Source organism: Pseudomonas sp. EA_65y_Pfl2_P74 (assembly GCF_963970575.1).
Taxonomy (GTDB): Bacteria; Pseudomonadota; Gammaproteobacteria; order Pseudomonadales; family Pseudomonadaceae; genus Aquipseudomonas; species Aquipseudomonas baetica_A.
In genome coordinates this window covers 31,959-46,135 of sequence record NZ_CAXAOQ010000039.1, presented here as the reverse complement: position 1 = coordinate 46,135, position 14,177 = coordinate 31,959, and the positions used below count along the sequence as shown (strand labels likewise).

Below are 14,177 nucleotides of genomic sequence, written 5' to 3'. Positions count from 1 at the left end.
GACAGAGCGCGCTTGCAACAGCCATTGCACGAAAGGTATTACGCATGAAAATTCTCACTCCATAAGAATCGAAAGATGACATTCATCTGCGCTTTTTCTGAGTAAAAACAGGAAAGATCCTGCATCAGAATCAGCGCCGTCATTATTCCGATTGCTGTATAGGAGTGATGTAAGGCGAAGTAACAATCGACACCGGAAAATTCGCTACAAGACGTAGCTGATGTGAGCCGGAAAATTCCTCAATCTGTTGAAGAACTTCCCTCCTGCCGACAGTCATAGGCTACAAGCCGCTCTAGTCGGCGCGTCGGCTCCGCCGAATAACCCGTCACGCCCGCCGTGCCATACTCCAGGCCCGCCCACATTCGGAAACATCTGACTTGAGTTCCAGACACGCCCTTACGCTTGCACTGCTGGTCGTCCTGCCGCTGAGCGGGTGCACCACGCTCGATGCTCCCCGGACGCCAAGCCAGGCCCTGCCGGCGAAGGAGTCTGCGTTCGGTCGTTCAATTCAGGCGCAGGCAGCGCCCCATCAGGGACAGTCCGGTTTCCGCCTGTTGTCCAACAGCACCGAAGCGTTCACCGCACGCGCCGAACTGATCCGCCACGCGCAAACCAGTCTCGACTTGCAGTACTACATCGTCCACGACGGCATCAGCACGCGGATGCTGGTTGAGGAACTGCTCAAGGCTGCCGACCGTGGCGTGCGCGTACGAATCCTGCTTGACGACACCACCAGCGACGGCCTGGACCAGATCATCGCCACGCTGGCGGCGCATCCGCAGATCCAGATTCGCTTGTTCAACCCGCTGAATCTGGGGCGCAGCACGGGCGTGACCCGGGCGGCCGGGCGCCTGTTCAATCTGTCGCTGCAACACCGGCGAATGCACAACAAGCTGTGGCTGGCGGACAACAGCGCGGCCATCGTGGGTGGGCGCAATCTGGGCGACGAGTATTTCGATGCCGAGCCAAACCTGAATTTCACCGACATCGACATGCTCAGCATGGGGCCCGTGGCCGAGCAACTCGGGCACAGCTTCGATCAGTACTGGAACAGCGCGCTGAGCAAACCGATCGAAGCATTTCTAACCAGCAAACCCTCAGCCAAGGATCTGCAGAACACCCGCACACGCCTGGAAGAATCGCTGGAGGACACCCGCAAGCAGAATCACGCGCTGTATCAGCAGTTGATGAAGTTCAAGACCGAACCACGCATGGACATCTGGCGCACAGAGCTGATCTGGGCCTGGAACCAGGCGCTGTGGGATGCGCCGAGCAAGGTGCTGGCCAAAGCTGAGCCTGATCCACAATTGTTGCTGACCACGCAACTGGCGCCGGAGCTGAAGGGCGTCAGCAAAGAACTGATCATGGTTTCGGCGTACTTCGTACCCGGCCAGCCGGGGCTGGTGTACCTGACCGGACGCGCCGACGCGGGCGTTTCAGTGACCCTGCTGACCAATTCGCTGGAAGCCACCGATGTGCCGGCCGTGCACGGCGGCTATGCCCCCTATCGCAAAGCGCTGCTGGAGCATGGCGTGAAACTGTTCGAGCTGCGTCGCCAGCCCGGTGATGGCGGCGGCAGCGGCCCGCATATTTTTTACAGCAAATCGTTTCGCGGCTCGGACTCCAGCCTGCACAGCAAAGCGATGATCTTCGACCGACAGAAGTCGTTCATCGGCTCATTCAACTTCGACCCGCGCTCAGTGCTTTGGAACACCGAAGTCGGGGTGTTGGTGGACAGCCCCGAACTCGCCGGGCATGTGCGCGAACTGGCCCTGCAAGGCATGGCACCGGCACTGAGTTACGAGGCAACGCTTGAGAACGGGCAGATTGTCTGGGTGACCGAGGACAACGGCCAGATGCACACCCTGACCAAAGAACCGGGGAGTTGGTGGCGACGGTTCAATGCGTGGTTCAGCACCACCGTCGGTCTTGAGCGAATGCTGTAGCCCGGCCAGAGGTATTCCCCCGCACGCATTCAGGCAGGCTCGGCCACCGCGCCAAACGCGCCTTGGCGCGACACCAGAATCACCAGGCCAAACGCCCCTGCCGCCATCAACAACGGCAGCGCATGGCCGCTGATCCACTGACTGCCCGCCCCCGCCGCCAATGGCCCGACCAGGCAGCCAACGCCCCACAGTTGCGCGATGTGCGCATTGGCACGCACCAGCGCATCGTCGCGATAACGTTCACCGATGAGGATCAGCGACAGCGTGAACAGTCCGCCAGCACTGGCGCCGAACAGCACCCACAACGGCCAGATCAGCAGCGTATCGATCAGCAACGGAATTGCCAGGCTCGACAGCAACACCACCACGGCGCACCCGGTAAACAGCGTCCTGCGGGATAAACGGTCGGCCAACGCACCAATCGGCAATTGCAGTAACGCATCGCCAACCACCACAGTACTGACCATCGCCAGGGCGATTTCTGCGGTGAAGCCTTGGCGCAGACAGTAAACAGGCAGCAGTGTCAGGATCATCGCCTCGAACGCCGCAAACAACGACACCGCCCAGGTAATCGCCGGCAGCTCACGGGCGAAGCGCCACAGGTCACTGAACGTCACGCTGCTTGCTTCACTGCTCGGCGCACCACTGCGGCCCAGCAACAGCAAGGGCGAAATCGTCAGTAACGCCACACCGACCCAGAAACCGTAATCGTGATCGGTGCCGAGCGCTCCCAGCAGCAAAGGGCCAGACAATTGGCTCAGCGCATAGCTGCTGCCATACAGCGCCACCAGCCGTCCGCGCCATTGCTCGACCACCAGTTGGTTGATCCAGCTCTCGCCGAGGATGAAAACGATGGTCAGGATCACGCCGATCATCAGCCGCAACACCAGCCAGATCGGATAGCTGGGCAACAACGCCAGCAAACCGATCGACAGCGCCCCGGCCCACAGACACAGGCGCATGAGATTGGCCGTACCGAAGCGCGCCGCCAGATGACTGGAGATCTTCGCCCCCAACAGCACGCCAATCGCCGGCATCGCCGCCATCACGCCGATGGCGAAGGCGCCATAACCCCACCCCTCCAGACGCAACGACACCAGCGGCATGCTGACCCCCAGGGCCAGACCGACACTCAAGACAGACGCCAACACGGCGAAATACGTCGCCCAACGCATGTTCCACGCTCCTGTGGATATTCTTGTTTTCACCACAAAACCAATGTGGGAGCGGGCTTGCTCGCGAAGACGGTTTCACATTCAGCAGATGTGCTGAGTGATACACCGCTTTCGCGAGCAAGCCCGCTCCCACAGGGATCCGCGCTTCGTCAGAGAGCCCAGGACAACCGGGCTCCCTCAAGGCTTTACAGCTTGATCCAGGTCGATTTCAGCTCGGTGTACTTGTCGAACGCGTGCAGCGATTTGTCGCGGCCGTTGCCCGACTGCTTGAAGCCACCGAACGGTGCGGTCATGTCGCCGCCGTCGTACTGATTGACCCACACGCTACCGGCACGCAACGCCTTGGCGGTCAGGTGCGCCTTGGAGATGTCCTGCGTCCACACCGCAGCAGCCAGGCCGTACGGCGTGTCGTTGGCAATCTGGATCGCCTCTTCAGCGGTATCGAAAGCGATGACCGACAGCACCGGGCCAAAGATCTCTTCCTGAGCGATCTTCATTGCATTGCTCACACCGTCGAAAATCGTTGGCTCAACGTAGGTGCCACCGGTTTCCTGGAGGATGCGCTTGCCGCCCGCGACCAGTTTGGCGCCATCGGTATGGCCGGACTCGATGTACGACAGCACAGTATTCATCTGCTGGGTATCCACCAGCGCGCCGACGTTCGTCGAAGGATCCAGCGGGTTGCCCGGCTTCCAGGCTTTGAGCGCCTCAATCACCATCGGCAGGAATTTGTCCTTGATCGAACGCTCGACCAACAGACGCGAACCGGCGGTGCAGACTTCGCCCTGGTTGAAGGCAATCGCGCTGGCGGCGGATTCGGCGGCGGCTTGCAGATCCGGGGCATCGGCGAAGACAATGTTCGGGCTCTTGCCACCGGCCTCCAGCCAAACACGCTTCATGTTCGATTCGCCGGAATAGATCATCAGTTGCTTGGCGATCTTGGTCGACCCGGTGAACACCAGCGTATCGACGTCGTTGTGCAGGGCCAGAGCCTTGCCGACGGTGTGGCCGTAGCCCGGTAGTACGTTGAGCACGCCTTTCGGGATACCGGCTTCAACAGCCAGTGCCGCGATACGGATGGCGGTCAGCGGGGATTTTTCCGACGGCTTGAGGATCACCGAGTTACCCGTCGACAGCGCCGGGCCGAGCTTCCAGCAAGCCATCATCAGCGGGAAGTTCCACGGCACGATGGCGCCGACAACGCCCACCGGCTCGCGGGTTACCAGACCCAGTTGATCGTGCGGGGTAGCCGCGACTTCGTCGTAAATCTTGTCGATCGCTTCACCGCTCCAGCTCAGCGCTTGCGCCGCGCCCGGAACGTCGATGTACAGCGAATCACTGATCGGCTTGCCCATATCGAGGGTTTCGAGCAGGGCCAGTTCTTCGGCGTGCTGTTTCAGCAGGCCGGCGAAGCGGATCATGGTGGCTTTACGCTTGGTCGGCGCCAGGCGCGACCAAACGCCGGAATTGAAAGTGGCGCGGGCGTTTTCCACCGCGCGCTGGGCATCGGCGGCGTCACAGCTGGCAATCTTGCCCAGCAGACGGCCATCGACCGGGCTGATGCACTCGAAGGTCTCGCCGGAGACGGCATCAGTGTATTCGCCATTAAGGTAAGCGCGGCCTTCGATCTTCAGGTCGCGAGCACGTTGTTCCCAGTCGGCACGAGTCAGGGTGGTCATTTAAGTGTCCTCCTCTTGTTCAATACGAACGCCGCACGATCATCGCCAGCGCCCTCAGGAATTCTGCCCGGCCAGCCTGCATTTCGGCCCAAGGCACCCGCCACCCTAAACCAGCGGCCGGGGTTGTTTCAATATATTTGACATAAGCGCGCTATACGGCCTTGCGGTGTTCAATTTAATAAACATAGACTTTGGCCCTTTCCAGCCATCGCGCCGTCATCACGGGAGAAAACAACAATGAACATCCAGAACGTCGTCGACATCAGCCTGACTACCGCCTCGGCCGAACGCTACCGGCCGGACCCGGCCAAAGTGCTCAAGGGCGATCCCGAGCAAGCGGTGTTCAATCAATACGACAGCCCTTGTGGGCAAATGAACGTCGGCGTGTGGGAAGGTGCGGAGGGCCAATGGACGGTAAATTACACCGAGCATGAATACTGCGAGATTTTGCAGGGCGTTTCCGTACTGCGTGACAGCGATGGCAATGCCAAGACGTTGCGCGTGGGTGATCGCTTTGTGATTCCGGCGGGGTTCCGTGGCACTTGGGAAGTGCTGGAGGCTTGCCGCAAGATCTATGTGATCTTTGAACAGAAAAAATAACTATATACCGCACAGCCTTACTGAATTGGTCGGACGATGCAGAGGCCCAAAACGGGCACCTCATCCATGCATAAGGAAATGCAATATGACCAATGATGAAGTCTTGCAACAGATTCGCCACTTGATCGGCAGCCGCTATGTGCCGAGCGTCGAGACCTACATCAGCGAGCTGACCGGCCGTGAAAATATCCGCAGCGGACTGGTGGGCACGACTGATCTGCACCCCGAACGCCTGAACATCCAGCAGGATTCAGCAGGCAACATCGAGTCGTTCAGCTTCTACTGAGTACGGCTCAGACGGGCGGCATGGGGAGTAAATCCCGGGTCGTTTCGGGGCAACAAAAAAGGCCCGTATCGTGAGATACGGGCCTTTTTTGTAAGTCGGGAAAAATCAATTACTTGATTTTGCCTTCCTTGTACATCACGTGCTTGCGAACAACCGGATCATATTTCTTGATCTCGATTTTGTCCGGGGTAGTACGCTTGTTCTTGTCGGTAGTGTAGAAGTGACCAGTACCGGCGCTCGAGATCAAACGAATCAATTCACGCATGATTAGCTCCCTTAAATCTTGCCATCGCGGCGAAGTTCGGCGAGCACGACAGTGATGCCACGCTTGTCGATGATACGCATGCCTTTGGCAGATACGCGCAGACGCACAAAACGTTTCTCTTCTTCAACCCAGAAGCGGTGATGCTGCAGGTTCGGCAGGAAACGACGACGGGTTTTGTTGTTTGCGTGGGAAATGTTATTCCCAGTCACCGGACCCTTACCGGTAACTTGACATACTCTCGACATGCCTCAGCCCTCTAAAACCACATGCCCAACCCGGCATGGGTTGGCCGCTTAATCTCTCAGTCATTTGGCGCCAGGCGCCGCGTTTCTTTAGAGGTCTTACCGGCTACACCTACAGTGAAGGAACCGGGCCCCTAGAAAAGAGCGCTGCTTTATACCAGAAAGACCGGGAAGCAACAACAATCGGTGTGCAATCAATCGGTAAAAAGGCGATTTTTCAGGCTGCGAACGCCTTGGATAAAGGCCGGCATTGATTTTTACCGCTCGTCGCAGAAAAACGCCTGCGCGGGCGTTTCGGACTTTTTACGAAGCCACGCAGTCTGAAAAACGGATAGCACTGTGCCCTGAAAATGCAAAATGGGGATAGTCATTTGTAATCCAGACCTCTAGGGTAGGCCTTTTCCAGACTGCACTTGCAGATGGGCCTTCGATCTGTAAAAGGAAACCGACCATGCGCCTCGCTGCCCTACCCCTGCTGCTCGCACCGCTCCTGCTGAGCCCCCTGGCCCAGGCCGCCGCGCTGAGCGTTTGCACCGAGGCCAGCCCTGAAGGGTTCGACGTGGTGCAGTACAACTCGCTGACCACCACCAACGCCTCGGCCGACGTGCTGATGAACCGCCTGGTGGACTTCGACACAGCCAGCGGCAAAGTCGTCCCGAGCCTGGCCGACAGCTGGGAAGTCAGCACCGATGGCCTGACTTATGTGTTCAAGCTACACCCGCAGGTGAAGTTTCATACAACCGATTACTTCAAGCCGACCCGCGAACTGACAGCAGAGGACGTCAAATTCAGCTTTGACCGCATGCTCGACCCTGCCAATCCGTGGCACAAAGTCGCCCAGAGCGGCTTCCCGCATGCGCAGTCGATGCAGTTGCCAGCGCTGATCAAGAAAATCGACGCACTGGATCCGCTGACCGTGCGCTTCACCCTCGATCACCCGGACTCGACCTTTCTGGCGACCCTGAGCATGGGTTTCGCCTCGATCTATTCCGCCGAATACGCTGACAAGTTGCTAAAGGCCAACGCGACGGAAAAGCTCAACAGCCAACCGATCGGCACCGGCCCGTTCGTGTTCGCCCGTTTCCAGAAAGACGCCTCGATCCGCTACAAGGCCAACCCGGATTATTTCGCTGGCAAGCCATCGGTTGATCCACTGATCTTCGCCATCACCCCGGACGCCAACGTGCGCCTGCAAAAACTGCGGCGCAACGAGTGCCAGATCGCGTTGTCGCCGAAGCCATTGGACGTACAGGCAGCGCTGAAAGAGCCGACGCTGAAAGTCGAAAAGACTGACGCGTTCATGACTGCTTTCGTTGGCATCAACAGCCAACATCCACCACTGGACAAGCCGCAAGTGCGCCAGGCAATCAATCTTGCCTTCGATAAGGCCAACTACATCAAAGCCGTGTTCGAAGACACCGCCGAAGCGGCTAACGGCCCTTATCCGCCGAACACCTGGAGCTATGCGAAAAACCTGCCGGGGTATCCTTACGACGTGGCGAAAGCCAAGGATCTGATGGCCAAGGCCGGCTTGAAGGACGGCTTCCAGACCACCATCTGGACGCGTCCGTCCGGCAGCCTGCTCAACCCCAACCCAAGCCTCGGCGCGCAGATGTTGCAATCGGACCTGGCGGAAATCGGCATTCAGGCGGAAATCCGCGTGATCGAATGGGGCGAATTGATTCGCCGCGCCAAGGCCGGCGAGCATGACTTGCTGTTCATGGGCTGGGCGGGCGACAACGGCGACCCGGACAACTTCCTCACGCCGCAGTTTTCCTGCGCGGCGGTCAAGTCTGGTACCAACTTCGCCCGCTACTGCAATGCCGATCTGGACAAGCTGATCAGCGCGGGCAAGACCACCAGCGAGCAAGGCGTGCGCAGCAAGCTTTATGAGCAGGCGCAGGCGCAGATCCAGCAGCAGGCGCTGTGGCTGCCGCTGGCGCACCCGACGGCCTTCGCGTTGACGCGCAAGGATGTCCAGGGCTACTCCGTCAGCCCGTTTGGACGGCAGGACTACTCCAGGGTTACGTTCAAGTAGCCTGACACAGCACACCCCCACTGTGGGAGCGTGCTTGCTCGCGAAGGCGCCGGATCAGCCAACACATTTATTGACTGATACACCCCCTTCGCGAGCAAGCCCGCACACAGGGGCTTGCATCGCCCCGCCAGATTTACATCCAGCCACTCTCCGCCATCGACAACGGCTCCCCGTCGCCGACGATGAAGTGATCCAGCACCCGCACATCAATCAGCTCCAATGCCTTTTGCAAGCGCTTGGTCAGCAGCCGATCCGCCTGACTGGGATCAGAGTTTCCTGACGGGTGGTTGTGGCACAGGATCACGGCCGCTGCGTTGTTTGCCAAGGCGCGCTTCACCACTTCCCGGGGATGCACGCTGGTGTTGTCGATCGAGCCGCGAAACAGCGCCTCGAATGTCAGCACCTGATGTTTGGAGTCCAGAAACAGACAACCAAACACTTCGTGAGGCTCGTGGCGCAACATGGATTTGAGGTAATCACGAACGATTTGAGGGTTTTCCAGTGCCGGTTTCTGCCGTGATCGCTCGGCCAGATGACGCTTGCTCATTTCTTGAGCCGCTTGCAACTGAGCAAACTTCGCAGGCCCCAGGCCTAATTGTTTGCTGAATGCTTCCTGATCGGCCTCAAGCAGCAAACGCAGGCTGCCGAACCGAGTCAACAGTTGTCGTGCCAGATCCACCGCGCTTATTCCGGGCAATCCGGTCCGCAGAAAAATGGCCAACAACTCAGCGTCCGAAAGATTCGCCGCCCCATGCTCCAACAACCTTTCCCGCGGCCGTTCCGCCGCAGGCCAATCACGAATACTCATAGCGCTTCCTTGTCTGTGGGCGCCGCTGTTCCATAGCGGTCGCTGTGATATCGTAGCCCATCTTTTTTGCGGGCGAATTCACCCTGGGGAGGGGGTTTCGCCACGTATGTCACCCACGATATGAAAGGCAGACCTATGCAGCGGCTGTATCGGAAACGCATCGTTCTGGGCGTCGGCGGCGGTATTGCGGCCTACAAGAGCGCTGATCTGGTTCGTCGCCTGATCGACCAGGGCGCCGAAGTGCGCGTAGTCATGACCCACGGCGGCGCCGAGTTCATCACCCCGCTGACCATGCAAGCCTTGTCCGGGCACCCGGTTCATCTGGATTTGCTCGACCCGGCCGCCGAAGCGGCGATGGGCCACATCGAGCTGGCGAAATGGGCTGATCTGGTGTTGATCGCCCCGGCCACCGCCGACCTGATCGCGCGCCTGGCTCAAGGTATTGCCAATGATTTGCTGACCACGTTGGTGCTGGCCACCGACGCCGTCGTGGCTGTCGCTCCGGCAATGAATCAAGCGATGTGGCGCGACCCGGCGACCCAGGCCAACCTGCAACGGCTGGAGAGCCGTGGCCTGAAGACTTTCGGCCCGGCCTCCGGAAGCCAGGCCTGCGGCGATGTCGGCATGGGCCGCATGATGGAAGCCACCGATCTGGCCCAATGCGCCGCGGACTGCTTCCAGCGCCAGGCGCTGACCGGCAAACATGTGGTGATCACCGCCGGTCCGACTCAGGAAAACATCGACCCGGTGCGCTACATCACCAACCACAGCTCCGGAAAAATGGGCTTTGCCCTGGCCGAAGCGGCGGTGGAAGCCGGCGCCCGCGTCACGCTGATCAGCGGCCCGGTGCATCTGCCGACCCCGGATCGCGTCACGCGCATCGACGTGGTCAGCGCCCGCGACATGCTCGCCGCGTGCGAAGCCGCAATCCCTTGCGACGTGTTCATCGCCTCTGCAGCGGTGGCCGACTACCGTCCGGAAGTCGTCGCCCCGCAAAAACTCAAGAAAGATCCTACGAGCGGTGACGGCTTCGTCCTGCAAATGGTGCGTAACCCGGATATCCTCGCCACCATCGCGACCCGCCCCGATCGTCCGTTCAGTGTCGGCTTCGCCGCCGAAACCGAACACCTGCTCGACTACGCTGCACGCAAGCTGAAGGACAAGAACCTCGACCTGATCGTCGCCAACGACGTCGCCAACCCGAGCATCGGTTTCAACAGCGAAGAAAACGCCTGCAGCGTGATTGACCGTGAGCTGCACGCCACGGTTTTCGCCCAGACCAGCAAGAGCAAGATCGCTCGCCAACTGGTCACTTTTATCGCCGAACGTCTGAACCAGGTTTAATTTACATGCACGCTTTGCAAGCCAAGATTCTCGACCCACGCATCGGTACCGAATTCCCGCTGCCGCAATACGCCACCCCGGGCTCCGCCGGCCTCGACCTGCGCGCCATGCTGGAACAGGACATCGTGATCAAACCGGGTGAAACCGTGCTGATCCCTACCGGTCTGTCGGTTTACATCGGTGATCCGAATCTCGCCGCGCTGATCCTGCCGCGCTCGGGCATGGGCCATAAGCACGGCATAGTTCTCGGCAACCTGGTCGGGCTGATCGACTCCGATTACCAGGGCCCGCTGATGGTGTCCTGCTGGAACCGTGGCCAGACCGACTTCACCATGACCGTCGGCGAACGTCTGGCGCAACTGGTGCTGGTGCCGGTGGTGCAGGCGCATTTCGAAATGGTTGAAGAGTTCGTCGAAACCGAGCGCGGCACTGGCGGGTTTGGCCACACCGGCACCAAGTAACCAGCACTGATACGCCTCTGCAGGAGCTGCCGCAGGCGGCTCCTACAGGGGGAATTTGTGCATTTTCAACGACAGGTTTTAACAGCGTAAATCAAGGTTTTGCCGGCCGAAAGCCACGCCCGCCGAGGTGTCATGGCCCTTTCACACCACGAACTCTCTGTGAAAAACGCCGTCATACCCTTCAGTTTGAGCCTGCCGCCGAGTGAATCGTCGGTCTGTCCTGCCACTTTCGAGATGGAGCACTTCCGCAGATGAGCACCCCCGCCAAGCTTGCCCCGAAACTACCCGACAGCATCTTTCGCGCCTATGACATTCGCGGCACCGTACCGCAATTCCTCAATGCCGAAACCGCTTACTGGATCGGCCGCGCTATCGGTTCGCAGAGCCTGGCCCAAGGCGAGCCGAACGTTTGCGTCGGTCGCGATGGCCGCCTGTCCGGTCCGGAGCTGGTTGCAGAACTGATCCGCGGTATCGCCGAAAGCGGCTGCCACGTCAGTGATGTTGGCCTGGTGCCGACCCCCGCGCTTTACTATGCCGCCAACGTCCTGGCCGGCAAATCCGGGGTGATGCTCACCGGCAGCCACAACCCGTCGAACTACAACGGCTTCAAGATCGTGATCGCCGGCGACACCCTCGCCAACGAACAGATCCAGGCCTTGCACGAACGCCTCAAGACCAACAATCTGAGCAGCGGCCCGGGTAGCGTCACCGAGGTCGAAATCCTCGACCGTTACAACACCGAAATCGTCCAGGACATCAAACTGGCCCGTCGCATGAAGGTCGTGGTCGACTGCGGCAACGGCGCGGCCGGCGTGATCGCTCCGCAACTGATCGAAGCGCTGAACTGCGAAGTCATCCCGCTGTTCTGTGAAGTCGACGGCAATTTCCCCAACCATCACCCGGATCCGGGCAAGCCTGAGAACCTCGTCGACCTGATCGCCAAGGTCAAGGAAACCAACGCCGACATCGGTCTGGCCTTCGACGGCGACGGTGACCGTGTCGGCGTGGTGACCAACACCGGCAGCATCGTTTATCCCGATCGCTTGCTGATGCTGTTCGCCCGTGACGTGGTGGCACGCAACCCTGACGCGCAAATCATCTTCGACGTCAAATGCACCCGCCGCCTCGTACCGCTGATCAAGGAATACGGCGGTCGACCGCTCATGTGGAAGACCGGTCATTCATTGATCAAAAAGAAAATGAAACAATCCGGCGCTCTATTGGCCGGTGAGATGAGTGGACACATCTTCTTCAAGGAGCGCTGGTTCGGTTTCGATGACGGCATTTACAGCGCCGCACGGCTGCTGGAAATCCTCAGCAAGGAAAAATCCACCGCCGAAGAGCTGTTTGCGACCTTCCCGAACGATATTTCTACGCCTGAAATCAATATCCATGTGACCGAAGAGAGCAAATTCAGCATCATTGATGCTCTGCACGACGCACAGTGGGGCGCAGGCGCTGACCTGACCACCATCGACGGCGTGCGGGTCGATTACGCCAAAGGCTGGGGCCTGGTGCGCGCGTCCAACACCACACCGGTGCTGGTGCTGCGCTTCGAGGCCGATGACGAGGCTGAATTGCAGCGCATCAAAGATGTGTTCCACGCCCAACTGAAACGCGTTGCACCTGATCTCCAACTACCGTTCTGATCCACCCGGAGCCCTGAATGACCCTCGAACGCGAAGCCGCCGCCCACACCGCCCAGGTCCTGTCCGAAGCGCTGCCTTACATCCGACGTTATGTCGGCAAGACCCTGGTGATCAAATACGGCGGCAACGCGATGGAAAGCGAGGAGCTGAAAACCGGCTTTGCCCGCGACATCGTCTTGATGAAAGCCGTGGGCATCAACCCGGTGGTCGTGCACGGCGGCGGCCCGCAGATCGGTGATCTGCTCAAGCGCCTGTCGATCGAAAGCCATTTCGTCGATGGCATGCGCGTCACCGACGCCGCGACCATGGACGTGGTGGAAATGGTCCTCGGCGGCCAAGTCAACAAAAGCATCGTCAACCTGATCAACCGTCATGGCGGCAGCGCCATCGGCCTGACCGGTAAAGACGCCGGGCTGATTCGCGCGAAGAAGCTGACCGTCACCCGCCAGACCCCGGAGATGACCCAGCCGGAAATCATCGACATCGGTCAGGTGGGCGAAGTGGTCGGGATCAACACCGAACTGCTGAACCTGCTGGTCAAAGGCAACTTCATCCCGGTGATCGCACCAATCGGCGTGGGTGAAAACGGCGAGTCGTACAACATCAACGCAGATCTGGTGGCCGGCAAAGTCGCCGAAGCGCTGAAGGCCGAGAAACTGATGCTGTTGACCAACATCGCCGGCCTGATGGATAAGTCTGGCCAGGTATTGACCGGCCTGAGCACCCAACAGGTCGACGACCTGATCGCCGATGGCACCATCTACGGCGGCATGCTGCCGAAGATCCGCTGTGCACTGGAAGCGGTTCAGGGTGGCGTGGGCAGCTCGCTGATCATCGACGGTCGCGTACCGAACGCGATCCTGCTGGAAATCTTCACCGACACCGGTGTGGGTACGCTGATCAGCAATCGCAAGCGTCCGTAAGCAGTCGCGCAAACGAAAAGACCCCGCTCAGCCAGACTGAGCGGGGTCTTTTTTTGCCTGCTTTCAGCGATCAGACGCCGAACTGGGCGCGGTACGCTTCCACGGCTGGCAAATGCTGCTTGAGCTGCGGATCGTCAGCGAGGAACTCCAGCACCTGGTTCAACGAAACAATGCTGATCACCGGAATGCCGAAATCGCGCTCCACTTCCTGGATTGCCGACAACTCACCGTTGCCACGCTCCTGACGGTTCAGGGCGATCAGCACGCCGGCGGCCTTGGCGCCGTCCTGGGAAGCGATGATCTGCATCACTTCGCGGATCGCGGTGCCAGCGGTGATCACGTCGTCGATGATCAGCACGTCGCCCGTCAGCGGAGCGCCGACCAGACTGCCGCCTTCGCCGTGGGCCTTGGCTTCTTTGCGGTTGAAGCACCATGGCAGGTCACGGTCGTGATGCTCGGCCAGTGCGACAGCAGTGGTCGCCGCCAGCGGGATGCCTTTGTAGGCGGGGCCAAACAAAACGTCGAAGGAAATACCGCTTTCGGCAATGGCTGCGGCATAGAAGCGCCCTAGCTGGGCCAAGGCCGAGCCCGTGTTGAACAGGCCGGCGTTGAAGAAGTAAGGACTGGTGCGCCCGGACTTCAGGGTGAACTCACCGAAGCGCAAAACGCCGCGATCGATGGCAAAACGAATGAAATCGCGCTGATACGCTTGCATGAAAAAAACCCCAAATACCACGGATTTAGCTAATTAGCTTGACGCC

General features: G+C 59.6%; 13 protein-coding genes and 1 pseudogene. 8 read left to right on the top strand and 6 right to left on the bottom strand.

What is annotated here, in order from left to right:
* The first annotated feature begins 377 nt into the window (after window positions 1–377).
* Window positions 378–1,946 carry a phospholipase D family protein gene (locus tag AACY18_RS25405; RefSeq protein WP_339466463.1) on the top strand — a complete coding sequence of 523 codons (1,569 nt, stop codon included), beginning with the start codon at window positions 378–380 and terminating at the stop codon, window positions 1,944–1,946.
* A gap of 29 nt (window positions 1,947–1,975) precedes the next feature.
* Here AACY18_RS25405 and AACY18_RS25400 read toward each other — a convergent pair whose 3' ends face one another.
* On the bottom strand, window positions 1,976–3,121 hold the full coding sequence (locus tag AACY18_RS25400) for an MFS transporter (protein ID WP_339466462.1): 1,146 nt from the start codon (window positions 3,119–3,121) through the stop codon (window positions 1,976–1,978).
* Between the two features lie 185 nt (window positions 3,122–3,306).
* On the bottom strand, window positions 3,307–4,800 hold the full coding sequence (locus AACY18_RS25395; protein ID WP_339433783.1) for an aldehyde dehydrogenase: 1,494 nt from the start codon (window positions 4,798–4,800) through the stop codon (window positions 3,307–3,309).
* Window positions 4,801–5,037: 237 nt separating this feature from the next.
* Here AACY18_RS25395 and AACY18_RS25390 point away from each other — a divergent pair, with 237 nt between their 5' ends.
* Together AACY18_RS25390 and AACY18_RS25385 are read left to right on the top strand one after the other, a co-directional pair.
* Window positions 5,038–5,400: a cupin domain-containing protein gene (locus AACY18_RS25390; RefSeq protein WP_339433784.1), complete on the top strand. Its 363-nt coding sequence runs from the start codon at window positions 5,038–5,040 to the stop codon at window positions 5,398–5,400.
* 85 nt (window positions 5,401–5,485) lie between these two features.
* The gene (locus AACY18_RS25385; RefSeq protein ID WP_339433785.1) at window positions 5,486–5,686 is read left to right on the top strand and encodes a hypothetical protein; all 201 of its coding nucleotides are present in this window, start codon (window positions 5,486–5,488) and stop codon (window positions 5,684–5,686) included.
* A 109-nt stretch (window positions 5,687–5,795) separates the two neighbouring features.
* On the opposite strand, the gene rpmG is transcribed toward AACY18_RS25385, so the two are convergent.
* Entirely contained in the window at window positions 5,796–5,951 is a 156-nt protein-coding gene (rpmG, locus tag AACY18_RS25380) for a 50S ribosomal protein L33 (RefSeq protein WP_016772554.1), read from the bottom strand.
* A gap of 11 nt (window positions 5,952–5,962) precedes the next feature.
* Window positions 5,963–6,196 carry a 50S ribosomal protein L28 gene (gene rpmB, locus AACY18_RS25375; protein WP_007920377.1) on the bottom strand — a complete coding sequence of 78 codons (234 nt, stop codon included), beginning with the start codon at window positions 6,194–6,196 and terminating at the stop codon, window positions 5,963–5,965.
* A 448-nt stretch (window positions 6,197–6,644) separates the two neighbouring features.
* Between rpmB and AACY18_RS25370 the strand changes: the two genes are divergently transcribed.
* Window positions 6,645–8,231 carry an ABC transporter substrate-binding protein gene (locus AACY18_RS25370; protein WP_339466461.1) on the top strand — a complete coding sequence of 529 codons (1,587 nt, stop codon included), beginning with the start codon at window positions 6,645–6,647 and terminating at the stop codon, window positions 8,229–8,231.
* A gap of 133 nt (window positions 8,232–8,364) precedes the next feature.
* Here AACY18_RS25370 and radC read toward each other — a convergent pair whose 3' ends face one another.
* Window positions 8,365–9,039, bottom strand: coding sequence for a RadC family protein (gene radC, locus AACY18_RS25365; RefSeq protein ID WP_339433787.1), 675 nt, complete (start codon window positions 9,037–9,039; stop codon window positions 8,365–8,367).
* Between the two features lie 135 nt (window positions 9,040–9,174).
* Between radC and coaBC the strand changes: the two genes are divergently transcribed.
* The 4 genes and pseudogenes from coaBC to argB all read left to right on the top strand — a co-directional run bounded on the left by coaBC (window position 9,175) and on the right by argB (window position 13,416).
* Complete coding sequence (gene coaBC / locus AACY18_RS25360; protein ID WP_339433788.1) at window positions 9,175–10,383, top strand: bifunctional phosphopantothenoylcysteine decarboxylase/phosphopantothenate--cysteine ligase CoaBC; 1,209 nt, start codon at window positions 9,175–9,177, stop codon at window positions 10,381–10,383.
* A gap of 5 nt (window positions 10,384–10,388) precedes the next feature.
* The gene (dut, locus tag AACY18_RS25355; RefSeq protein WP_016985816.1) at window positions 10,389–10,844 is read left to right on the top strand and encodes a dUTP diphosphatase; all 456 of its coding nucleotides are present in this window, start codon (window positions 10,389–10,391) and stop codon (window positions 10,842–10,844) included.
* Window positions 10,845–11,089: 245 nt separating this feature from the next.
* Window positions 11,090–12,493: pseudogene (locus tag AACY18_RS25350) on the top strand (phosphomannomutase/phosphoglucomutase); the annotation flags it as partial.
* A 17-nt stretch (window positions 12,494–12,510) separates the two neighbouring features.
* Window positions 12,511–13,416 (top strand): acetylglutamate kinase, encoded by a 906-nt coding sequence (argB, locus tag AACY18_RS25345; protein ID WP_221730894.1) that lies wholly within the window; start codon window positions 12,511–12,513, stop codon window positions 13,414–13,416.
* A 70-nt stretch (window positions 13,417–13,486) separates the two neighbouring features.
* On the opposite strand, the gene pyrE is transcribed toward argB, so the two are convergent.
* Window positions 13,487–14,131, bottom strand: a complete 645-nt coding sequence (gene pyrE / locus AACY18_RS25340; RefSeq protein ID WP_041071932.1) for an orotate phosphoribosyltransferase — start codon at window positions 14,129–14,131, stop codon at window positions 13,487–13,489.
* Window positions 14,132–14,177: the final 46 nt, after the last annotated feature.